Genomic DNA, 24555 nt, shown 5'->3' with positions numbered 1-24555 from the left:
AACACATAAAATGGTATATAGATAATCATAAAATATAAGAAAGAGGGAATTGTAATGGCACATCGTTATAAGCATGGCCTACTCTTTTATCACCAACACAGTGGTCTTAACAAGATTCATGAAGGACTTGGAGAAGTAACTACTGCACTAACACAACTTTGTCAACGCTTCTCGATTCAATTAAGTGAAAATGAAGGTGATATCGAGAAATATTGTCGTGAAATTAAAGAAAATCAAAATCCAGAAAATATAGATGTTTTATTTATTTTAGGTGGGGATGGTACAGTCAACGAACTGATAAATGGTGTACTTCAAAATGAGTTGGATATTCCTATTGGTGTTATACCTGGTGGTACTTTTAATGATTTCGCTAAAACATTGAATTTATCGCCTAAAGCAGGGCAAGCTAGCGAGGATTTACTAAGTGCAACACCTGAATCTTATGATGTGATTAAGATTGGCGATCGCTATGCATTAAACTTTGCTGGTGTTGGATTAATGGTTCAAAATGCTGAAAATGTTGAAGGTAAATCAAAAGATATTTTCGGTAAGTTAAGTTATGTCACTTCTACTTTAAAAACATTAGCGAATCCTATTGAATTCGAATATCATCTTGAGATAGATGGCGAAACTTATACTGGAACAACTGCGATGATTTTAATCGCAAATGGTCGTTTCATTGGAGGAACTAAAGTCCCAATGTCTGAAATATCACCTTCTGATGGTCAGCTTGAGACATTTATTTTTAATTCGCACAGTATTAGTATTCTTAAAGACTTATTTAGCTTAAAAGATAGTATGACATGGAATGAGATCCCAGAAAATATTCAATTTATTCCAAGTCACAAGATTACGATGAAAACAGATCCGGAAATGAGTGTAGATGTTGATGGTGAGATTAACATCACAACACCAATTACACTAGAAGTTGTACCTAATGCTGTACGTCTTTTAACCGCATTACCTGAGTAATAAAAGCAGTATCAGCATAACTTAATAGCTTGCTGATACTGCTTTTTATAATTTAATTATGATGTTATTGTTTTGTATCATCTAAAAAGTAGGCTTCTACTTCTTTCCAATCATTTAAACGTTCAAAGTCTGTGTTATTTTCGTTGTGTGGCGCACTAAACATCAGTGGCTTACCCGTGTGAATGCCTAACTGCTTTGGATTATCATCAATAAGGTAATCAGTAGCAACGATGTTTTTACGTCCGCAAAATACAAATTGTTGAGTATCTAAAAATGGGAAATGTTCTAATAACCAGTCGTATTTATCACGAAACGATGTAGGCACATCCATTGCTGCTGTCACAATATAAATATCATAATGTTGCGCGAGTTTTTGTACGACCTCTTGTGCACCTTCTTTGACTTTTAAATGTCTAAAAAATCCTTCTGAAGCTAAAATATCTCTAATTTCCGCTTCATGTTCTGGCATGATATCATAAATCTTTCCACCTATAAGATCTTGGATTTTGATGCCTAATTGCGTACGTTCGTTTAACGCATCTATGATTGAACCTAGTGTATCTGCTAACACTTCGTCCATATCAATTCCTATCGATTGTCTCATGCTATCTCTCCTACTTTGTATACTTAGTTTACATTATATCAAAGCTTATAAACTTTACCACGAACTCATCTTAGCGTCAGAAAGATAAAACCGAGCGCTTTAAAAGTTCATTCAGCACTCGGTAAATGATAAGTTACAATATTAAAATTGTGCTAACACTTCTCTAATCGTTTCATTTTGTGCAGGATATCCTAAAGTAATACGGATACCATTTGGAAAATCACGTGCAATAATGCCACGTTTTAAAAGTGAATCACTTAACGCTTGCACTTGATCTGTTTCTATAAATACAAAATTAGTTTGAGAAGGATAAATTTTCAATGACGTATCAAGATTCTTGAATTTTTCTCTTTCTTCATGGTTCGTCTCTACTGCTTTTTTAAGATGTGCTTGATCATTTATTGCAGCAATTGCAGCTTGTTCTGAAACACGTGTAATGTTAAATGGTGGGCGTAACACATTTAATTGTTCAACTAATTCAGGTTGTCCAATGAGATATCCTACACGTAAACCAGCAAGTGCATACGCTTTAGAAAAAGTACGAAGCATTGCGATATTTGGATATTTATTGAGTAAAGCTACTGTATCTGGATAATCTGAAGCTGTTGCATATTCAGCATAAGCTTCATCAAAAATTACTGTAACACGTGACGGTACTTTATCTAAAAATGCTTCAATCTCTTGTTGATTATGGTAAGTCCCGCTAGGGTTATTTGGATTACAAATCCATACTAATTCCGTTTGGTCATCTATTTCATTTAAGATACCGTCTAAATCAAAGAAACCATCTTTGAGTGGAACTTCTACAATATTAGCATTTTCGATAATCGCATTTTGCTTATATTGACCAAATGTTGCTTGACTCGTAACCATTTTTTCGTCATTCGCTAATAATGCACGAGAAATAATTAAAATCATTTCATCTAAACCTGAACCAAATAGGATTTGATTTTGATTTACTCCATAATGATTTGCAACAGCTTCTTGTAATTCAGGCGCATTCGGTTCTGGATACAAATAAAGTTCATTTACGGCTTTACTCATTGCTTTTTCTACTTTTGGTGAAGGACCGTAAACATTCTCATTAGATGCTAATTTATGTAAATCACCTTCGATATGATATTTCTTTTTTAACGCCTCGGGAGATAAGCCCGGTTGATATGCTTTTAACTGCTTAATTTGAGATTTCATTAATCTCCCTCCTATGAATCTGAAAATTTAGAATATACCACCCATTATAACGCTATGAATATTAAAACTCTAGTATTTTGCCGAAATCTATAATAACAATAAAGACGAGAACAACCGTCTTATCGATTCTGTTCTCGTCTAAATCGTCTTAGTATCATTCAGAAACTAAATGATGTTTTTCTAAATATGCTTTCGCCACTTCGTAAGGATCTTTACCTTTTTCTGCGACTTCATAATTCATTTCTTGCATCTCTTCATCCGTAATGCGTCCTTCTAATTTATTGAGTGCTTTGACAACATCTGGATGATCTTTAATGAATTGTTTTTTAAATAAAGGTGCACCTTGATATGGAGGGAAGACACTTTGGTCATCTTTTAATATCACCATATCATATTGTTTTAATTCTGCATCTGTTGAATAAGCATCAATCAAATTAATATCGCCGCTTTCGATAGCTTGATATCTTAGTTTAGGCTCCATTGTTTTAATGCCTTGTAAGTTAAGGTTATACGCTTTTGCTACTGCAGGATAACCATCTTCACGGTCATTAAATTCTAATGTAAAGCCAGGTTTAATTTGATCTTCAACTTTTCTTAAATCTCCAATTGTTTTAAGGTTATTTTCCTCAGCAAATTGACGTTTGACTGCTAATGTATATGTGTTGTTGTAAGCCATAGGTTCTAACATTTCCATGTCGAATTTCTTGGCTAAACCTTTATTCGCTTGGTCATAAACTTTAGCTTCATCTTTAGATTTCAATTCTTCTTTAGTCAATTCACCAATAACTGTCCCTGTAAATTCCAAATAACCATCAATTTCGTCTGCTTTCAACGCGTTAAATAGGAAAGTTGTTTTACCCATACCATCTTTGACATCTACTGTGTTATCCGTTTCATCTTCAATTAATATCTTATACATATTCGTAACAATTGAAGGTTCTGTACCCAATTTACCAGCGATCGTGATTTTTTCACCTTTATTCGCTAGTAACGGTGCAATTGTAAGTAAAAACATTGCGAGTAAAATAACACCTAATGTAATCATCATTTTACGATAAGAGATTCTACCTAAAATACGCAACACGATATCGAATACAATCGCAAGTAATGCTGCTGGAATGGCACCTATTAAAATAAGTGACGCGTTATTACGGTCAATACCTAATAAAATCAAACTACCTAAACCACCTGCACCAATTAATGCTGCAAGTGTCGCAGTTCCGATAATCAGAACCATCGCCGTACGTATCCCTGCCATAATAACAGGCATCGCAAGTGGTAATTCTACTTTAGATAAACGACGGGTAGGTTTCATTCCAATCCCTTTAGCCGCTTCAACTAGTGATGGATCTACGCCTACAATACCAGTATATGTATTTCTTAAAATTGGTAATAAAGCGTAAACTACTAATGCAATAACTGCTGGTACTTTTCCAATACCAAATAATGGAATCATTAACCCTAATAATGCAAGTGACGGAATTGTTTGTAATACAGCTGCGATATTAATGACCACTTCAGAAAGTTTGCGTGTTTTAGTCAATAAGATACCGAGGGGTACACCAATCACAACTGCAATTAAAAGTGCTATAAATGAAAGTTGAATATGCTCAACTAAAGTCGTCAACAACTCACCTTTACGTTCATTAAGTGTATTTAAGAATGTATTCATACAAGTTCACCAGCCTTACTTTGAGATAAGAATTTGAAAATATCTTGTCTCGTTAATAACCAGTGTCGTTCCTCTAAAGCAACGATGACGCCTTCATGAGACACAAGTTCCCGGTATACATCGCTAATCTTATTCGCTTGATCAACAACTGGATAATTTGGATTTTCATCTGCTGTTAAAGGCTGTCCCACTAATTCAGCAATCTTTCCTAAAGTAAAGTGATTCATCACAATACGTGTTGTATCTCCAAGAAACTCTCGAACAAAATCATTTTTAGGATTTTTTATAAAATCATTCGGTGTTCCAATTTGTTCGACATGTCCTTGGTTTAGTAAACAAATACGATCCCCTAAACGAAACGCTTCTTCGATATCATGTGTTACAAATACAATCGTCTTTTTAATTTTATCTTGTAATTGTAACAAATCATCTTGTAGTTTTGCTCTTGTGATTGGATCGAGCGCACTAAAAGGCTCATCCATTAATATCACAGGTGGATCTGCAGCTAAAGCACGTACAACACCCACACGCTGACGTTGGCCTCCTGATAATTCTTCTGGTTTACGGTCTCTAAATTGTTTAGGATCTAAACCAACCATATCTAGTAGCTCATCAATACGTTGATCTATTTTCTCTTTACTCCATCCCTTCATCATAGGCACTTGAGCAATATTATCACGTATTGTCATATGTGGGAAAAGTGCGATTTGTTGTAAAACATATCCCATATCCCAACGCATCTCATATACAGAGTAATCACTAATTGGTCGATCCTTAAAATAAATATAACCTTCAGATAATGGAATGAGTCGATTAATCATTTTCATTGTTGTCGTTTTACCTGACCCCGATGGACCAATTAAAATGAAAAACTCTCCTTCGTTAATCTCAAAATCCACTTGATCAACGACGACTTTGTTTCCATATTTTTTGGAAACATTGTTAAATTGTATCATAGACTCCCTCTCTCATTTTGTATATTTTACCCAACCTTACCTTCATTATACATATGTTGTGTAATTTTGAATAGCCTCTAAAAACTGTGGACAATAGTGCTTTAATTTGTAACTGCCTACCCCTTCAATTTGAATCATATCTTCTTTAGTTGTCGGCTTACGTTTCGCAAACGCTTCTAATGTCAAATCTGAAAAGATATTTGTTGGTGGGATATTTAAACGTTGACTCATTTTAAAACGCACTTCAACAAGTTGCTCGAACAATTTACGATCGACACCTTCTATGGTGTTAATGTGTACCGTTTCTTTAGATTTTTGCTTAAATGGCACTGTATAAATTTGTGCATCTGCTTGAAGTAATTTTTGAACTGAAGTATCACATAATAAAATTTCATCACGTTCATTTAAAAAGCCTTTAAATCGTAACTCGTCGATTAAATGATGTAATTCACTTGTCGTATAGTCTTTCATAATGCCGTATGTTGATAAACTATCATAATTCTGATATTTAATATAATCTGTTGTTTCACCCCGTAACACTTGAATCACAACTTGATAGCTTTCACTTTGTTTTAACCGTGCTACACAACTAATAATCATTTTAGCCTCTTTAGTCATGTTATATGTTTTCGTTTTGGCTATACAATTGCTACATTGCTGACATTCTTCTAAATTTTCATTGGGCTCAAAATAGTGAACTAGTGTGGCTTCGAGACATTTATTTGTTTTTGTATATTGAATCATTTTATTAAGTTTTTCACCCATACGCTCTTTATAATCGTCATCCGCTTTAGAAGACGTTATAAAATATTCATGTAAACTGATATCACGATCACTAAACAATAAAATACATTCACTTTTTAACCCATCTCTACCTGCACGTCCTGCTTCTTGATAGTAAGACTCTAAATCTCCAGGCATATTATAATGAATGACATAGCGTACATTCGATTTGTCAATCCCCATACCAAAAGCGTTTGTTGCGACCACAACTCGTGTTCGGTCATATAGAAAGTCGTTTTGTGCTTCTTCTCGTAATTTTGCTGACATCCCAGCATGGTAAAAACTAACAGAAAAATTTTCTTCCTCTAGAGCTTCGTAGAGTGCTTCGACTTGCTTACGTGTTGAACAATAAATAATACCTGCATCTTTATCATGCTGTTTCACATAGTCTGTAATAAATTTTTGACGTTGATACGTTGGGTTCACTTTAAAAACAAGATTACGTCGTCTGATACTCGTCTTTATCACATATTCCCCATCTATGTTAAGGCGTGACATAATATCTTGTTGTACCTCTACCGTTGCAGTAGCAGTTAATGCAACAATTGGAAATACTTGAGGAATCGCAAAGACTTTATGGATTACAGCTTGATAACTTGGTCTAAAATCATGCCCCCATTTAGAGATACAGTGTGCCTCATCAAATGCGACAAGCGCAATGGAGATATGAGTGAGTAACTGTTGAAAGTAGCTACTTTCAAACCGTTCTGGTGCAACATATAAAAATTTTAAATTTCCTTGTTTCAAATCATCTTCCACTTCTTTTTGTGCTGCAGTACTTTGACTACTATTTAAATATGCCGCAGCAATCCCCATACTATTTAGTTGATCTACTTGGTCTTTCATGAGTGAGATCAATGGACTAATGACTATCGTTGTACCTTCTAAGATTAACCCAGGGATTTGATAACAGATTGATTTTCCGCCTCCAGTGGGCAAAACGCCTAATGTATGGTTTCCATTAAGAATATGGCTAATGATTTCTTTTTGACCGGGTCTAAATGATTGATAACCAAAATAATGAGACAGTGTTTGTTCCATATAATCCCTCTATTGTTCTAAAATTTCTTCAAGTTCGCTCCATCTTGCAATATCAACTTCATATTGCGCATTTAGCGATTCTTTCTCTTCATTTAATTCTTTGATTTTAGCATAATCAGAATGTGCTTCAATCATTTCTTCATCAATGACTTGGAGACGTTGTTCCGTTTCATCAATACGTTCAAGCAGACTTTCGTATTCTCTTTTTTCCTTGTAGGAAAGCCCCTTTTTCTTTTTAGGCTGTTGTTGTACTGTAGGTTCTTTTTTAGGTTTCGGATTCGTTTCTAGTTGTTTATAAGCCAGATAATCTTCAAATTGACCCATTATCGTATCAATTTGACCATTTCGTATATACCAATATGTGTCTACTACTTTATTTAAAAAATATCTATCATGACTAACGGTAATTACAGTACCACCAAACGTTTGAATATAATCTTCTAGAATTGTTAATGTCTCTGTATCTAAATCATTGGTTGGCTCATCAAGGAGTAGAACATTTGGTTGATGAACAAGAAGTCTTAGTAAATATAACCTTTTTTGTTCGCCACCTGATAATTTATATACTTTTTTACCGTGTGTTACGCTTGGCAATAAAAAGCGTTCTAATAATTGTGTCACTGATACAGATGTACCATCTTTTTGATACGCTATTTCACTCTCTTCCCTTAAGAAATCAATCACGCGTACATCAAGATTTAAACGTTCATCTGTTTGTTTAAAATATGCAATTTTAACAGTCTGACCAACCTTAAGCTCTCCATCAAAATCTGTATCTAAGCCAGCTAATATATTGAGCAAAGTCGTTTTCCCTGCTCCATTTGGCCCAACAATACCAATACGCATCTTCTTTTGAATAATGGATGTCAGATTTTGGAATAAGACTTTGTTATCGATAGACTTCGATATATCTTTGAGTTCAAATACTTGCTTTCCTAAACGTGAATGCGCCATATCTAAACGTGCTTCTGCTTGATGTTTCTGAGATTTGACCTCTTCTTCTAATGTCTCAAAGCGATTTTTACGAGCCTGTTGTTTAGTTGTACGCGCTTTCACACCAGCTCTCATCCAAGCTAATTCTTGTTTGTATAGTGCTTTTTGTTTAACCTGTTGTTGTCTTTCAATTTCTTCACGTTCCGCACGCATAGCAATATAATCTTCATAATTTCCAGGATAAGAGTACAGTTTTCCTGATTTCAGTTCTACAATTCTTGAAGCCACTTGATTTAAAAAGTAGCGATCGTGTGTGATAAAAACAACTGTTTTAGGATAGTTTTTTATGTATTGAATCAACCAATGTATTGACTCAAAATCTAGATGGTTCGTTGGCTCGTCTAACAATAATAAGTCCGGCATTTCAATTAATGTTCGCGCTAACATCACGCGCTTTTGCTGACCACCTGAAAGCTGTTGAATCGTTTTAGTCGTATCATAAATACCAAGCTTTGATAATATCGTTTTGATTTCAGCGCTATAATCCCAAGCTTCTAATGTATCCATAGCCGTTTGTGCATCCATCATTTCATTAAAATCCTTCTGAGATTGTGTTTCCGTATATTGCAAAACAGCTTTTTCGTAACGTTTTATAGCTTGAAGCGTTTCTGTTTCAGCGCTTAATACTGCATCATATACTGTTGATACTGGATTAAGATCATGCTTTTGAGATGTATAACGAATACGATAAGCTTTGGGATGTGTCATATCACCTTCAAAATCTTCATCTAATCCTGCTATTACTTTTAATAAAGAACTCTTACCTGTCCCATTAATGCCTACTAATCCAATTCGCTCTTGATTTGAAATTGATAAGTTCAAATCATCAAAAATAACTTTATCCGCGTAGGATTTTTTTAAATGTTCAATTTTAAATGCTTCCACAAAACATACATCCTTTTTTCTTATAGATTTACTTGGATATATCTGTTAACCTTAAATCAGTTCTATATATTATACACTTTTTTCGATTTGAATGATACTAAGGAGTTATTAAAATGTTAGATTATATTGCTTCTGCTCCGCCCTTTTTACAAGCTTTAATTGCCGGTATTATTACTTGGTTATTAACAGCTTTAGGCGCAGCAATTGTGTTTGTATTCAAAAACGTCAATGATAAAGTCTTGAGCTCGATGCAAGGTTTTGCAGCCGGTATTATGATTGCGGCGAGCTTTTGGTCGTTGTTACAACCTGCTATTGAAAGCAGCTCTGATAGCTCTGTACCTTGGCTTCCTGCAGCAATCGGCTTTCTATTAGGCGGTATTTTTATTCGCTCATTAGACTATATCATTCCTCACATTCATCAAAATGCAACCGACGATACGCAACGTAAAGAAGGTATTCAAACCAGTTTAAATAAAAACACGTTACTTTTACTTGCAATTACACTTCATAATATTCCAGAAGGTTTAGCGATTGGTGTAGCATTTGGTGGAATTGCAACTGGTAATAGTCATGCTACTTTATTAGGCGCACTTGGTTTAGCCATAGGTATTGGAATTCAAAACATTCCAGAAGGTGCCGCATTATCTTTACCAATTCATGCATCAGGTCAGTCTAAGTGGAAGGCTTTTAACTACGGTCAAGCCTCAGCACTTGTAGAGCCTGTTTTCGCAACAATTGGTGCTGCTGCAATATTAATAGTGACACCTCTTTTACCATACGCACTCGCTTTTGCAGCAGGGGCGATGATTTTTGTGGTGGTAGAAGAATTAATACCAGATTCACAATCCGCGCAAAATACAGACCTTGCTACATTAAGTTTAATGCTTGGTTTTACAATTATGATGATTTTAGACGTCGCGTTAGGCTAAACACTAAAAAACCTCTCCCAGGAATTCTGGGGGAGGTTTTGTATTTATTATTTATTTTTGATTACCTTGAGGTCCTGTTTCATATTGATATTTAGCAGGATCTACCGCTTTAAAGTCTGGATTATCATAAAATCTGAACAAATCACCATTTAATACTTTATCGCTCATTTCAAGATCTGTTTCAACTTGACGTTTATTTTTTTCTAAATCAGCAGGTGGCTGTTCAAGCGGTTCATTATTTTCATTACTAAAAGCTCGGCCATTGACGTATTTATAGTCTTTTGTCACAAAATCACCATTTCGGAATGGTACAACGTCTTTGTGATCTTTTGATAACATATCCGTACCAAGCATTAAATAGTTCTTAGTATCAACACCTACAAGATGTAATAATGTAGGCATCACATCAATTTGTCCTGCATATGTTTCATCTACTTCAGGTTCCACTCCAGGCGCTTTCAACCAAAAACCAGTAGCATTCAGATCTGTAAATTTCGCTGGTGTTATCGGTTCACCTAATAGCTGAGACATTGCTTTGTTGTGATTTTCAGAAATACCATAGTGGTCACCGTAAATCATAATGACGGAATCATCATATAAACCACGTTCTTTTAAACCATTAATAAACTGTTGAAGTGATTCATCTAAGTAGCGTGCTGTTTGAACATACCCATCCACTGTTGTATCACCTGTATTGGGTTTAGAGATTGATGCATCTTCTGGTGAAAGTGTAAACGGATAATGGTTTGTTAGTGTTATAAGATGTGTATAAAACGGTTCTTTTTCTTCAGATAAGTAATTTAAAGACTCATCAAAGAACTCTTTATCTTTAAGTCCTAAATTTTCTTGGTTTTCTGGAGACATATCATAATATGTCGCATCATAGAAACGATCAATACCAAAATGACGATACACTTGATCACGATTCCAGAATGTTTTGTAGTCACCGTGCATTACGCTCGTTGTATAATTCTGCTGTTGATGTAAAATTGCCGGTAATGATTGGTACGTATTGTCCCCTTTAAGTGAAAAGGCAGACCCTTGAGGTAAACCATATAAACTATTATCCATTGTAAACTCAGCATCAGATGTTTTACCTTGGCCAGTTTGATGATAAAAATTAGGATAATATCTAAAATCATTTTGACCAGATGATAATTGATTTAAAAATGGTGTAACTTCTTCACCATTGATTTTTTTATTGATTAAAAATGTTTGGAAACTTTCAAGGTGAATCTTGATGATATTTTTACCTTTTGCTTTTCCAAAATATTCCATGTTAGGTTCTGTATTTTTCTGTTTAGTATAATTTAAAACTTCAGTTAAATCATCTTCTGATGCAAGTGCTTTTTGTTGATTGTTTTGGACCGTTTTCACACCGTCATATACAGTAAAATTATAAGGCCCTAGATATTTAACAAGATATTTGTGATCAAAAGTACGTGTTAATAATTCTGGACGATCTGTTTCAGCGAACGCTAAATTTAAAAAGAATAAGGCAATCGCTGTCGCCATAACAACAGGGATAAATCTTTTATGGAACACATTCTTACTTAACCAGTTTTGTTTAAAAATCAAAATGAATAGATAAACTAAAATATCAAGAAAGTAAACAAAATCATGCCATTTAAATGATGCACCTACAGCACCACCCATAGAATCTACGTTACCAACTTGGTTCAGTGTGCTAAACGTAATGAAATCAGAGAAAAATCTGAAATACACGACGTTAGCATACAATAAAAATGTAATTAAAAAGCCACCAATAAGCATTAACCAGTAGGCTTTTCTTCCTTTAAAAAATAAAAACACACTTAAGATTAATGCGACTAAACTATAGGGATTTAATAGTAAAATTAAATTTTGAGTCAATCCCTTTACACCGAGCGACAAGTCAACGTAATAGGCAAAATACGTTTTTAGTGCAATGGTGAACACCATTAAAAGAAAAAACGCGAATATCCCTATTTTCTTTTTTTCGTTCTTCATACATGCTCCTCCGTTTAATATTCAGTCAAAACTCTATCTTAATATACTCTATACAATAATAACATTTCTTTTAATTTGTAATATTTTTGTAATAAACGTAAGTTAGTTCAATTTAATAATATATAGGAATTCCAGTGAAATTTCAAGTCATAACCCATCTATTGACTTCTCAAAAGACGATTTTATTGTGATGATAATACCAGGTTTTAAAACGCTTTCTTCATATCGATACTCGACGCAGCCTTCTTTGGTTCGAATAGAAAAGAGTATACGATAATATCGAGAAAATGTATTCAGACTCTAGTTGTAATTTTTATCATTTTAAATAAAAAAATCAGGTAACATCAAAATTTATGTTACCCGTAGAGTTCTTATCATTTATTCATTTCATTTTGCATACGATACTCTATACCTTGGAAAAGTTGTTTACGCCATTTATGGTATTTCATAAGATTTGCTTCTGCTTGAAGAACATCAATAAATTGAAATTTAATCTTGGAACCTTGACGTTTTTGAGCAAGTTTTGATAAATGATAAGAAGCAATAGTTCCTATTTGGGGATAGCTGCCCAATGTATAATGATCATTTAATAAAACAATAGGCGTCCCGTCTCGTTTCACTTGAATTGTACCCCGTTGCACGGAACGGTGTGGTGGCATCCCTTCGTAATGAGCTTTTATCGCATTGCCTTCTAAAAGTATCCCCATGCGATTCGCTTTGTTTGATACCTTATATTCTTCTTTCGTGAATGTGTCTATAATGTCTGTTTCAAAATCTTCAGTACCTTTTCCAGGAATCACATGAACTACATCAGAGATATAATTGAATGATAGCGCATAACCATCTACACCCCAATCTGTTGCCTTTAGGGTTTCCAGGTTTTCAAATAATTTATGATGTCTGTCGCTATAAGTCCGTTTCATTTTAAGCTCGTCACCAGCTTTTAGCGTACGTCCACCATATCCTCCAAGTTGCGCTGTAGTGTCAGTTGAAGCTGAACCTAACCACTCATCAACCTCAAATCCTCCTGCGACTGCTAAATATACCCTTGAACCACTTCTTAACGCTTCAAACGCTAATACATCTCCTTTATGCATTAAATAAAGTTGATTCGATCTAATACGTTTACCATCCACATAAGCAACAACTTGTGCGCCCGATAATGCGATGAGTGTTGGTTCAGTAAAACGTAATCGTGCCATCTGATTTGTCATTTCGAGTGTCGCTTCATTACGATCGTTACCAACTAAGCGATTCGCAATTTCATGAGCTAAAAAATCGAGTGCGCCACATCGAATGACCCCTAAATGTTCATATCCCTCTCGTCCAAAGTCTTGAAAACTTGAGAATAATCCTCCTTCTTCAACGATGATTGTCACACTGTCGTACTCCCTTCTTCTATTGGGTAAAATCGAACACTATCTCCGAGACCAATTAACGCAAAATCTTTTTGATTTGGATTAAATAACTTTAACGGAGTGTAGCCAATAACTAGCCAATCTTCATACAAATCAGTTGTTGTAATGCCACACTTGTTATTTTCAATGATAATTGAACCCGCTGGAATATTACGCTTTTCGGGTGCTGTATGATTGACAACAAGTCGCGTGTCCATACCTGTTAAATATGGGAACCCCGGAGCGTAACCCATCATCGACACAAAATAATCAGATTGCGTATGTAATTGAACAAATGTATCTAAATCTAAATTTAACTCTTTAAGTAACATTGGAAGATGTGGTCCGTGTTGCTCATCATAATATACCGGAACGTCTACTACTTTATGTGCTTCGACTTGAACGTCATCTAGGTGAATATGTTCAATCATATCTTTGAAATATAGATATGGAGATGCTATATCGAAATATTTCATCATCATACGCGCATCATAAGAAATCAACATATCTGTTTCAGTCGGTATAATTTCAATTATATATGGGTAATTTTGTTTTAATAAATATTGTCTTAAAGCAATTAATTGATGGACCGATTCAGGTGTTACCGGTTCTTTTTTTGAAACTACAATTGCTTGATCGCCTTGGCTATATACTTTCATTTATTACACCCCAACTATTCGTTATAGAATGATGCAAGTATCGAAACAATTGTCTTTATCAAAGTGTCTACAAGTTGAAATATAACAAAAGTTTGTATCACTAATAATAAAATTAATAAACTTAAAGTAATCAGTTTTTTATTCTTGTAACGATATTGATAGCTCATAAATTGTATTAAAATAAGTAATATAATAAACAGTACTAGAAAAAAGATAAACACTTAAACACCTACTCATTAGTATCCAAAACAACTGGAACCCACTCGCGCAAGCTATTAATCATCCAGAGTTTAGCACCATTTTGTAACGCTTCCTGAAGAAAATCAATTGTAATATTTTTAACTTGTATCTTATTTTGATCGATTAGCGCTTGACGCATACAACCATTTAAAAAATCATCATTTAAAGTAGGTGTGTAACAATCACCGTTATATTCTACAACGAGATTTCCGATATCAAATTCTAGCACTTTTCCACTTTCTTCATATAATAGAATCAGTTGTGTCGCTTTCGTATGCGTTAAGTGATCGCGATGAGAAGTTTTATATACGCGCTGCCATGTTGGAACGTTGCTATTGATGCGTTTTAATCGAGCTGTCATTACTTGGGTTTCAGGTAACGCTTGACTATCATAATGCATCTTCCCATTTTCTTCTAACATCGCCTTAATACGATACGTTCCATCTAAATGATGTGATTGTATCGAGGTCATCATCGCGTTCCATTTAGCATTATCAAATGGAATGTTAAGATCTGTGCTTGCACGACGTATACGTTGATAATGGTAATCATATCTTGAAATTTGACCCTGTTCTAACCGCATTGTTTCGAATACATACATAGTTATCCCTCTAATATTTTAGTTTTCATTAAAAATTCTTCATATTCTTTTTGGGGATCTGAATCAATTGTAATCCCAGCGCCAACTCCGTATACAAGCTCATCATTTACTTCTTGAACAGTACGTATCGGCACGTTAAAAATAGCCTCTCCATTTGGATGTAGTAGTCCTATTGTGCCACAATAACCATGACGCGGTGTTGTTTCTAATCTATTAATAATACGCATTGTATTTACTTTAGGTGCCCCAGTAATTGAGCCACATGGAAAAAGTGCTTCAAATAATTCATTGTACGTCACTTGTTCTTCTACTTCACCTAATACCATTGTCGTCATTTGAAAAACGGTTTCATAGGTTTCAATAAAAAACGGATTTTCTACACGTACCGACCCTTTTCGAGCAATTCTAGCGATATCATTTCTTAATAAATCTACAATCATTACATTTTCTGCACGGTCTTTTAAAGACTGTGCTAGTGTATTGTAATTCTGGATATCCGCTTCTTTCGTCTGTCCTCGATCTATTGTGCCTTTCATCGGCTTACTCACAATTGTTCGTTTATGATTCATATCAAACGGACCCACTTGGAAAAATAATTCAGGTGAAATCGATGCAATTTTTAATGCTTTTGTATCAATCATAACGGTATAATTGCCATTACCTTTTTGCGTTAAAAAAGTATACAGTTGTGAAATTGGTGCAGTTGCTTTACTTTTAAAACGTGTGGTGTAATTCACTTGATACGTCCAACCAGCTGTGATCTCTTCATGAATTGTTCGAATTTGCGTTTGAATACTTTCCGATGATTGTACGCCATAAAACTCAGGCATTTCAAACTGTTGTATACGCATATCCTTATCTTCGTTAATAGGTTTATCAAAAACATAACATGCTGCATATACCTCATCTTGTGGTGTGTACACTTTAAAATTGTCATTATAATAAGCAGCTGCTTCATACGGTAGATATAAAGCTACGTAATACCCTTTTTTTTGATAGTGCTCCGCTTCATCCACGATACTTCCTACTTCAGATAAGTGTTTGGCCACTAAAGTTAAAACTGGATTATCAAAAGTGTATTGATATCGTTTCTTTTGTTTTGGCGTTTGATAATACACATAATTAAACTTCACAACCATCAATCACACCTGCTTTCACTAAAAAATTGCGTATTTGAGCATGACCGTGTTCTGATAAAATAGATTCTGGGTGATATTGAACGCCATAAATTGGATAAGTATCATGTTCTATTGCCATAATAATACCTTCATCATTATACGCCGTAATTTGAAGCGGATATTGAATACTATCTTTATCTGCCATTAAAGAATGGTAACGCATCACATTAAATTGTGATGGTAACCCATAAAACAATTCAGAGTCATTGTGTGTAATCAACGTTGTATGCCCGTGTACAGGATATGGTGCATGAACAATTTCTCCGCCATAATAAGCCACTAATAATTGAAAGCCTAAACATACTCCCAATATTGGAACTGTCGATTCAAAATGTTGAATAACCTCAAACAATTGAGGGTAGTCTTTAGGTGCACCAGGTCCTGGTGAGATAACAATCGCATCAGGTTTCAATGTTACTAAGTCAGACACGTTAACCGCTTCAACATCAATGACTTTAATCGTTTGACCGCTTTCCACTTCTAAATAATCAACTACATTATATGTAAAAGAATCTTTGTTATCTATCATTACTATCATTGTTTTTTGCCTCATTCAAATCATAGTTTACTCTATTATCACAAATGTTATCTTAATTGACAAAGGTGAATTTCACAAAAATGTAAACTAATACATTTTAGATAAGCTTGATTTATGTCCCTAATTGTATTAGAGTATACACCATATTGAATAGAAAAAGAGGTTCCTAGCCTTTAACCCTCTATAAAAAACTAGATCATCCTTAAGGTGTCTATCTTTTTATAGGGATGGCTTTTTTTATGCCTAAAATGAAGTACATCGAAAAGGAGTTTATAATTATGTCAGAAGTACTAAAAAATGAAAAAGCACTTGTTGTCTTTAGTGGTGGACAAGATAGTACAACATGCCTTTTTTATGCGAAAAAACATTTTAAAGAGGTTGAGCTTGTCACGTTTGAATACGGACAACGCCATGCTAAAGAAATAGAGGTTGCGCGTCAAATCGCAGAAGATCAAAATCTTAAACACCATGTACTAGACATGTCTCTATTATCTCAACTTACCCCAAACGCACTTACTTCTTCAGATATTTCAATCTCAGAAGATGAAGATATCCCAAATACATTTGTCCCTGCTCGAAATTTATTATTTTTGTCCTTTGCTGGTGCACTTGCTTATCAAATCAATGCTAAACACATCATCACAGGAGTTTGTGAAACAGACTTTTCAGGATACCCTGATTGTCGAGATAGTTTCATTAAATCTATGAACTTATCCTTAAGTTTGTCAATGGATCGTGATTTCGTCATTCACACACCTTTAATGTGGTTGAACAAAAAAGAAACTTGGGCTTTAAGTGATGAATTAGGTGTATTAGATTACGTTCGTTATAACACCCTTACATGTTACAACGGTATTATCGCAGAAGGTTGTGGTACATGCCCAGCTTGTCGTTTACGTAAGCGTGGATTAGATCAATATTTAGCTGAAAAAGGAGTGCACAGTTAATGCTACAACAAATTTATCCATCTGTTCCTCATAATTATGAATTTGAATTAAATAAAGATTTTAACTTTTCAGCTGCACACTATATTCCAGATGAACGTGCAGGTAAATGTACACGTGTACACGGCCATACTTATTTTGTGAACTTAACGATTGCAGGAGATGCACTAGATGAACTTGGTTTTTTAGTAAACTTTAGTACATTAAAAAGTTTAATTCACGACAAATTTGATCATTATTTACTCAATGACCTTACGGATTTCAAAGATCAAAGTCCATCTACAGAAGTCGTCGCTCGTACAATTTATCAAATTGTAGATGCTCATTTATCTGACCTACCCCATGCACCTAAATGTTTACAAGTCTTTTTACGAGAAACACCAACAAGCTACGTTGTTTATCGACCGAAACGTCAGGAGCAATATTATGAGTAAAATACCTGTACTTGAAATATTTGGCCCTACAATACAAGGTGAAGGGCGTGTCATAGGTCGCAAAACGATGTTCGTTCGTACAGCTGGTTGTGATTTTAGATGTAGTTGGTGTGATTCTAAGTTTACTTGGGACGGTAGTATGAAAGAAGAGATTCAGATGATGACAGCTGATGATATATTTGAATCATTACAGCGTATTGGCGACGCTCGTTTTGACCACGTTACAATTTCTGGTGGTAACCCTGCTTTAATTGCGGGATTACAATCTTTTATAGATTTATGTGAAAGTAAACAGATTAAAACAGCATTAGAAACACAAGGGAGCTTTTTTAAACCATGGATGCGCCAAATTGATGATCTTACCATTTCACCAAAACCACCTAGTTCTGGAATGAAACAAAATTTAGACATACTTGACGATGTCATCCGTCAATGTGTTCAGGAAAGTATTAATTTAAAAGTCGTTATTTTTGATGAACAAGATTATGAGTTTGCTAAAATCATACATCATCGTTATCCAAAAATCCCATTTTATTTACAAGTTGGAAATCCATATCTTGAAGATGAAGTTGATGCGCACACTTCTAAATTATTATCTCGCTATGAAAATCTTGTTCAAATGGTAATGGATAGTTCCGATATGAATGATGTCTATGTATTGCCTCAACTCCATACATTACTTTGGAGTAATCAAAAAGGGGTTTAATGTTTGATCTTGCAACTAAATATATCTATTTTATACAAGTCGCATTATTACTTGGTCAAAAGTAGTGGTGTGACTTATTTTTTCTTTAAAAGTAGTAGGGCTTTATATATGCCATCTTCTATGGAGATTGCTATAATGATAAGATGAATTGATATAGTTAGGAGAAAATCATGGCGCTTTTTGTAATACTGAACATCATCGTTGTCCTTGTGACACTTTTTATAGATATGAATCGGCATCGCTTTCAATATATAAGCTTCAGTGCTATTTTACTGGCTATCACAGTCAATAGCGTTTTCAATCAAATTTTATTGAATAAAATTACATTTATCTCGATATTTACTATGCTTATGTATATGATTTGGTTCATATTACAACAACTTTTAGACCGCCATTATGGTACTTTTTTTATTCATCAACAAAAATTTATAGCCATTGTTTTAACAACGATGTTAAGTATTTCTTTAGTTGTGATTTATCATACAGGAGACCAGTCTTATTATATGTCTCTACCTTACTTAGCACCAGCTATCTTTGTATTAGGCGCCATCATTCTATGCTCACAAATGATTGGCCTACCCTATTTAAAAACTATATTTAAAAAATTTAAAATCCGTCAACCTCTATTACTAGGTGTGTTTATTATTATTTTCTCTTTTATTTTGATGGTCATTTTAACACCTTTTTGGTATATTATTTTAGTAGTCAATTTGTCATTTTTTGCTGAACTATATTTAGAAAAAATATTTATAACAAAAAAATGATTAAAGGCTAATGTTTGGTGGTATATATCAATCATCAAGGAAAACAAAAGGAGGAAATCTGTATGGGTTTCATTATTATGTTAATTGTCGGGGGTCTTATTGGATGGGCTGCCGGTGCAATTTTAAGTAAAGATATCCCTGGTGGTATTATCGGTAATATCATTGCAGGTTTAATTGGTTCATGGTTAGGTACATTATTATTTGGCCAATGGGGTCCATCATTTGGTGGCGTTTATATCTTCCCAGCACTTATCGGATCAATTATTTTAATCGCTGTAATTTCACTTATTTTAGGTGCATTACGCAAAAAATAATATATTATATTTAACGGTTAGTAGGTGTTCCTACTAACCGTTATTTTTGTATAATCCTTTTTAAATTTTAGCTTTTTCTAATTTTGTCAGAATGTTGCGCTTCAAATGGTGGCTGAACATTCGATGCTTGTACAATATAATGTGGTCGACGCTTTACTTCATAGTATATACGTCCGATGTATTCTCCTATAATACCAATTGAGATTAATTGAATGCCACCCATAAATAAAACTGCAGCAATTGTCGTGAAATATCCTGGCACTAAAACACCATGTATGATTGTATCAATAAGTAAATATATGATATAAATCATACTTAGCGCAAAAATAGACAATCCTAAATAAATCATTGTGCGAAGCGGCTTATTATTAAATGAGATTAACCCATCTATAGCATAATTGAAAAGACTACTAAAAGACCACTTGGACTCTCCAACTTCGCGCTCTACATTTTTATAATTTAATATTTTAGTATGGTAACCAATCCAAGCAAATAATCCTTTCGAAAAACGATTGGCTTCTTGCATGTTCACTAAAGCTTGCACAGTACGTTGACTTAATAAGCGGAAATCACCCACACCGTCTTCAAGTTCGATATCTTCTACAAAATAATTAATGAGCTTATAATACGTGCGCGTCACCCACTTACGTGTCGCATTCTCACCGTCACGCGTACGTTTAGCAATCACTTGATCGTATCCTTCATGATAAGCCGACACCATTTCTGGAATCATTTCAGGTGGATGTTGTAAGTCTGCGTCAATCATCACAACAGCATCACAATGCGTACTATGTTCAAATCCTGCAATCATCGCTGCCTCTTTACCAAAATTACGACTAAATGAAATATATTTCACCGTATCGGAATGCGTTGCTTCTGCTTGCAAAATTTGAATCGTATTGTCTTGACTTCCATCATCAATAAATAATAAATCATATGTATAACCTTGTTGCTTTGAGTCCTTATGAAGGATATGCTGTAATTCATCGATTGTACGTTTCAAAATTTCAGCTTCATTGTAACATGGTATGATTATTCTTAATTTCATAACACTTCTTCTCCAATATATTCTTTCTATTCAAGGTAATCAATTTTACCCTTTTACTTATACTTCATAACTTAATATAACGTATTCTTATGTTCAATGCGTACTAAAAAGAGCGAGATAGAACTCTAAATACAAACAACTTAGACCTCTACTCACTCCTCATTACAACTTAAAATTACTCTTCCTCTTCGTCATCATCGTTAGGGCTAACGCGTTCATTATGATATTCGTATCGTAATAACACATGAATAATTTGATGATTTTCAATTTCTGAAATAATCCATCGATCGTACTTAGTATCTAATACATCATCCTGTTGAATATCTGTATTTTGAGCTTGTAACCATCCGCCAATGGTATCGATATCTTCAGAATCCTCAAACTCAATATTAAACATATCCTCAAGGTCACTCAGTAATACTCGACCATTAATTTGATACGTTTGATTTTCTAGTGGAACAATATCATTAACCTCATCATCATCAAATTCATCTCGAATTTCACCAACAATTTCTTCAAGAATATCTTCCATTGTTAAAATGCCAGCCGTTCCACCATATTCATCGATAATTAAACTCATATGAACATGTTCTCTTTGCATGCGTACAAGTGCATCACTGATACGTGTTGACTCAGAAATCATTGGTAACTCATGAATATAATCACTAATTTTAATGGTCGTTCCAGATGCATATTCTGTTAAGAACTCTTTAACATTAATAAAACCTTTAATATGGTCTTTATCTCCATCTTCAGTAATAGGGTAACGCGTAAATTGATATTCTTTAATTGTCTCCAACAACTCATCAATATTAAAAGGTTCATTCAATGTCACCATTTGTGTTCGCGGTACCATAATATCTTTCGCATGGCGTTCATCGAAAGAAAAAATATTTTGCATATAGGCAAGTTCAGTCTGATTGATTTCTCCTCCGTGATAACTATTATTCATAATAATCTTTAACTCTTCTTCCGACATGGCATCATTACCTGCATTTGGATCTGCTCCAAATATACGAATAATGACACGTGCTGAACCATTCATTAACCATATTAAAGGTTTCATCACAAGACCGAAATAATAGAGTGGACGCGCATATAATAATGCAATACGATCTGTGTATTGAATGGCTAAGCTCTTAGGTGCGAGCTCTCCGATAACCACATGAATATATGTCACTACAATAAACGCTGTTACAATTGAAGCTGTTGTAATCAATGCATCAGGAACATGTAACACTTCAATAATAGGATGTAATAACGTTTCAAATAGCGGTTCTCCTAACCAACCTAGGCCTAAAGAAGTCACCGTAATCCCTAACTGACATGCAGATAAATAATAATCTAAATTAGAAATCATTTTCTTTACTACACGTGCGTTTCCATTTCCTTCAGCAATCAACTGCTCAATACGTGATGCACGCACTTTAACAAGCGCGAACTCTGAACCTACAAACACTGTTGTAAGTGCGATTAATGCAACAAAAATAATTAAATAAATGATGGTCGTACTCTCCAATTAATTCCCTAATAATTAGGGTTTCACCTCCGTCAATTTACACCGCTCAATAGAAAAGCGATAGTGTTTTTTGAATGCTAAATCTATTTTCCATACTATAACCTTCCCATTGAGCTTACCTCCAGACACAAAAATATTAACTTTATCATATCATAAATGATAGTCAAATTACATTAACTAAGTCTGCTAGGTCAACACCATATTGACTATTTTCAATCATCACAACGAAAAAAGAAGTGCAATGTATCTCATAAAATCATAGATACTATTACACTTCAATTTATTATTTATACATTATACTGTTGGTCTTTGTTTAACCAAGCCATAGATGATGCCACCTACTATAGCACCGATTAAAATCGCGATTATTGTGAAAAAGGCATGATTTAAATCCGTTCCAAATATCACGAAAATTCCACCATGTGGTGCTTGAATTTGTGAGCCAAATAGTAACGCAAGTCCCCCAGCAATACCTGAACCTACCATCATTGATGGAATCACACGTAATGGGTCAGCGGCGGCAAATGGTATAGCACCTTCAGTAATGAAACTTGCCCCCATCACAAGATTAGGTATAATTGATCCGCGTTGCACTTTTGTATACTTAGTACGAAAGATTAACATTGAAATAGCAAGTGCAATCGGTGGTACCATTCCACCAACCATAGCTGCTGTTATTGGACCAAAATTACCTGACGTTAATGCTGCTGTACTAAATACATATGCTGCTTTGTTAAATGGTCCTCCCATATCAATTGCCATCATTGCTCCGATTACGATACCTAAGACAACAATATTAGAGCCTGACAAACTATTAAGTCCTGACATGAGTGCATGATTTAGCCACGATGCAGGCGCATTAAAAACATAAATCATTAATAATCCTGTCACTGTCACAGAAACGATTGGATAAATTAACGTTGGTTTCAAACCCTCTAACATTTGCGGGAAATTACGCGTTACTTTTTTAATACCTTGTGTTAAATATCCGGCTAGAAATCCGGCGATGATACCCCCAATGAATCCTGAATCGCCATTGACTGCTAACATCCCACCTACTAGACCTGCAGCAAATCCAGGTTTATCCGCAATACTACGCGCGATGTAACCTGCTAAAATCGGAATAATTAAAGCGAAAGCACTTTGGTTTCCAATTTCCCATAACTGTGCTGCAAAGGCATTATAATGACCACTCTTTGGATCCATTGCATTCGGATGTATCATAAATACAATGGCCATGAGTATTCCGCCTGCAATAACGAGAGGCAACATATTAGAGACACCATTCATTAGATGTTTATATATCGTTTTACCAATGCCAAGTGATTCTGTCTCTCTAGACTCATCTTTTGTCTGTGGTTCAGCTTTGAATGTAGGTCGAGATGTATCAAGTGCTTGCTCAATTAAATTTTCTGGACGTTTAATACCATCCGCTACTGGAACTTGAACGACATTTTTACCGTTAAAACGATTGGTCTCAACATGAACATCTGCCGCTACAATAATTCCTGTGGCGCGCGCAATATCTTCATCTGTTAAATGGTTTTTAATCCCGCTTGCACCATTTGTTTCAACTTTGATAGGAATGCCCATTTTCTCAGCTTGTTTTTTTAATGCATCACGTGCCATATAAGTATGTGCTATACCTGTTGGGCATGCCGTAACCGCTAAAACATAAGGATCATCTTGACTCATCTGATTTTGTTCAATAGATTCTGGCGTTGTTTCATCAGAAGTTGCTTCCTCATCTGCTTCATTAATGATAGCAAGTACTGCTTCAGGTGTTTCTGCTTCTAATAATGCTGCACGTACAGACTCATCCATAAGCACACTTGATAATTTCGCAAGCGCATCAAGGTGTGTTTGAGCACCCGTATCAGGAGCTGCTATCATAAAAAAGAGGTGTGCTGGTTGGTTATCTAAACTATCATAGTCTATACCATTTTTAGATTGACCAAATGCAATCGCTGGCTCCTTTACAGCACTTGTTTTAGCATGTGGAATCGCAATACCTTCACCAATACCCGTTGAACTTAAACCTTCACGTTCATGAATTGCTGATTTAAATGATTCTAAATCATTCAGTTTACCAGCATGGTCTAACTGTTTAGCTAATGCTTCAATCACACCCTCTTTTGTTGTTGCGGATAACGTCATTGCTATTGTATCTTTTGTAAGTAATTCTGTAATTCTCATCT

The 24555-nt window shown here is 34.7% G+C and carries 22 protein-coding genes; 7 read left to right on the top strand and 15 right to left on the bottom strand.

All coding sequences use genetic code 11. The features are described from left to right. Positions 1-54 precede the first annotated feature (54 nt). Positions 55-972, top strand: coding sequence for a diacylglycerol/lipid kinase family protein (locus HHH54_RS00330; protein WP_198616832.1), 918 nt, complete (start codon positions 55-57; stop codon positions 970-972). 64 nt (positions 973-1036) lie between these two features. On the opposite strand, the gene HHH54_RS00325 is transcribed toward HHH54_RS00330, so the two are convergent. The 6 genes from HHH54_RS00325 to HHH54_RS00300 all read right to left on the bottom strand — a co-directional run bounded on the left by HHH54_RS00325 (position 1037) and on the right by HHH54_RS00300 (position 9097). Further along, positions 1037-1576, bottom strand: a complete 540-nt coding sequence (locus HHH54_RS00325; protein WP_198616831.1) for a 5' nucleotidase, NT5C type — start codon at positions 1574-1576, stop codon at positions 1037-1039. Between the two features lie 141 nt (positions 1577-1717). Further along, on the bottom strand, positions 1718-2767 hold the full coding sequence (hisC, locus tag HHH54_RS00320) for a histidinol-phosphate transaminase (RefSeq protein WP_198616830.1): 1050 nt from the start codon (positions 2765-2767) through the stop codon (positions 1718-1720). A 154-nt stretch (positions 2768-2921) separates the two neighbouring features. Further along, a complete protein-coding gene (locus HHH54_RS00315; RefSeq protein ID WP_198616829.1) occupies positions 2922-4439 on the bottom strand; it encodes an ABC transporter permease/substrate-binding protein in 1518 nt (505 codons plus the stop codon). After that, a complete protein-coding gene (locus HHH54_RS00310) occupies positions 4436-5395 on the bottom strand; it encodes an ABC transporter ATP-binding protein (protein WP_198616828.1) in 960 nt (319 codons plus the stop codon). The genes HHH54_RS00315 and HHH54_RS00310 overlap by 4 nt, the downstream gene beginning before the upstream one ends. 45 nt (positions 5396-5440) lie before the next feature. Then, positions 5441-7219, bottom strand: a complete 1779-nt coding sequence (gene recQ, locus HHH54_RS00305) for a DNA helicase RecQ (RefSeq protein WP_198616827.1) — start codon at positions 7217-7219, stop codon at positions 5441-5443. Between the two features lie 9 nt (positions 7220-7228). Then, complete coding sequence (locus HHH54_RS00300; protein WP_198616826.1) at positions 7229-9097, bottom strand: ABC-F family ATP-binding cassette domain-containing protein; 1869 nt, start codon at positions 9095-9097, stop codon at positions 7229-7231. Between the two features lie 113 nt (positions 9098-9210). On the opposite strand from HHH54_RS00300, the gene HHH54_RS00295 reads away from it, so the two are divergent. Next, the gene (locus HHH54_RS00295) at positions 9211-10026 is read left to right on the top strand and encodes a ZIP family metal transporter (protein ID WP_198616825.1); all 816 of its coding nucleotides are present in this window, start codon (positions 9211-9213) and stop codon (positions 10024-10026) included. Positions 10027-10077: 51 nt separating this feature from the next. On the opposite strand, the gene ltaS is transcribed toward HHH54_RS00295, so the two are convergent. From ltaS to HHH54_RS00265, 6 genes are all read right to left on the bottom strand, one after another. Then, positions 10078-12015 (bottom strand): polyglycerol-phosphate lipoteichoic acid synthase LtaS, encoded by a 1938-nt coding sequence (gene ltaS, locus HHH54_RS00290; protein WP_198616824.1) that lies wholly within the window; start codon positions 12013-12015, stop codon positions 10078-10080. A 374-nt stretch (positions 12016-12389) separates the two neighbouring features. Then, positions 12390-13394 carry a 5-oxoprolinase subunit C family protein gene (locus HHH54_RS00285; protein WP_198616823.1) on the bottom strand — a complete coding sequence of 335 codons (1005 nt, stop codon included), beginning with the start codon at positions 13392-13394 and terminating at the stop codon, positions 12390-12392. After that, positions 13391-14071 carry a 5-oxoprolinase subunit B family protein gene (locus HHH54_RS00280; protein WP_198616822.1) on the bottom strand — a complete coding sequence of 227 codons (681 nt, stop codon included), beginning with the start codon at positions 14069-14071 and terminating at the stop codon, positions 13391-13393. Before HHH54_RS00280 ends, HHH54_RS00285 begins: the two co-directional genes overlap by 4 nt. A gap of 229 nt (positions 14072-14300) precedes the next feature. Further along, positions 14301-14912 (bottom strand): aminotransferase class IV, encoded by a 612-nt coding sequence (locus HHH54_RS00275; protein ID WP_198616821.1) that lies wholly within the window; start codon positions 14910-14912, stop codon positions 14301-14303. A gap of 2 nt (positions 14913-14914) precedes the next feature. Continuing rightward, entirely contained in the window at positions 14915-16051 is a 1137-nt protein-coding gene (locus HHH54_RS00270; RefSeq protein ID WP_198616820.1) for a chorismate-binding protein, read from the bottom strand. Then, on the bottom strand, positions 16035-16628 hold the full coding sequence (locus HHH54_RS00265; protein WP_198616819.1) for an anthranilate synthase component II: 594 nt from the start codon (positions 16626-16628) through the stop codon (positions 16035-16037). Before HHH54_RS00265 ends, HHH54_RS00270 begins: the two co-directional genes overlap by 17 nt. A gap of 278 nt (positions 16629-16906) precedes the next feature. Between HHH54_RS00265 and queC the strand changes: the two genes are divergently transcribed. The 5 genes from queC (at position 16907) to HHH54_RS00240 (ending at position 19790) form a co-directional block, all read left to right on the top strand. Further along, on the top strand, positions 16907-17575 hold the full coding sequence (queC, locus tag HHH54_RS00260) for a 7-cyano-7-deazaguanine synthase QueC (RefSeq protein WP_198616818.1): 669 nt from the start codon (positions 16907-16909) through the stop codon (positions 17573-17575). Next, positions 17575-18006 carry a 6-carboxytetrahydropterin synthase QueD gene (queD, locus tag HHH54_RS00255; protein WP_198616817.1) on the top strand — a complete coding sequence of 144 codons (432 nt, stop codon included), beginning with the start codon at positions 17575-17577 and terminating at the stop codon, positions 18004-18006. The genes queC and queD overlap by 1 nt, the downstream gene beginning before the upstream one ends. Beyond that, positions 17999-18712 (top strand): 7-carboxy-7-deazaguanine synthase QueE, encoded by a 714-nt coding sequence (gene queE, locus HHH54_RS00250; RefSeq protein ID WP_198616816.1) that lies wholly within the window; start codon positions 17999-18001, stop codon positions 18710-18712. Before queD ends, queE begins: the two co-directional genes overlap by 8 nt. A 170-nt stretch (positions 18713-18882) precedes the next feature. Then, positions 18883-19476, top strand: coding sequence for a hypothetical protein (locus tag HHH54_RS00245; RefSeq protein WP_198616815.1), 594 nt, complete (start codon positions 18883-18885; stop codon positions 19474-19476). Positions 19477-19538: 62 nt separating this feature from the next. Further along, the gene (locus HHH54_RS00240) at positions 19539-19790 is read left to right on the top strand and encodes a GlsB/YeaQ/YmgE family stress response membrane protein (protein WP_198616814.1); all 252 of its coding nucleotides are present in this window, start codon (positions 19539-19541) and stop codon (positions 19788-19790) included. A 67-nt stretch (positions 19791-19857) separates the two neighbouring features. Here HHH54_RS00240 and HHH54_RS00235 read toward each other — a convergent pair whose 3' ends face one another. The 3 genes from HHH54_RS00235 to HHH54_RS00225 form a co-directional block, all read right to left on the bottom strand. Continuing rightward, positions 19858-20838, bottom strand: a complete 981-nt coding sequence (locus tag HHH54_RS00235; RefSeq protein ID WP_198616813.1) for a glycosyltransferase family 2 protein — start codon at positions 20836-20838, stop codon at positions 19858-19860. A gap of 175 nt (positions 20839-21013) precedes the next feature. Next, on the bottom strand, positions 21014-22357 hold the full coding sequence (locus HHH54_RS00230; protein ID WP_198616812.1) for a hemolysin family protein: 1344 nt from the start codon (positions 22355-22357) through the stop codon (positions 21014-21016). 294 nt (positions 22358-22651) lie between these two features. Further along, complete coding sequence (locus HHH54_RS00225) at positions 22652-24553, bottom strand: PTS fructose transporter subunit IIABC (RefSeq protein ID WP_198616811.1); 1902 nt, start codon at positions 24551-24553, stop codon at positions 22652-22654. Positions 24554-24555: the final 2 nt, after the last annotated feature.

Source organism: Staphylococcus canis (assembly GCF_016238445.1).
Classification (GTDB): domain Bacteria; phylum Bacillota; class Bacilli; order Staphylococcales; family Staphylococcaceae; genus Staphylococcus; species Staphylococcus canis.
Note: the sequence above shows the minus strand (reverse complement) of the source record. Positions and strands in the feature narration are given on the sequence as shown.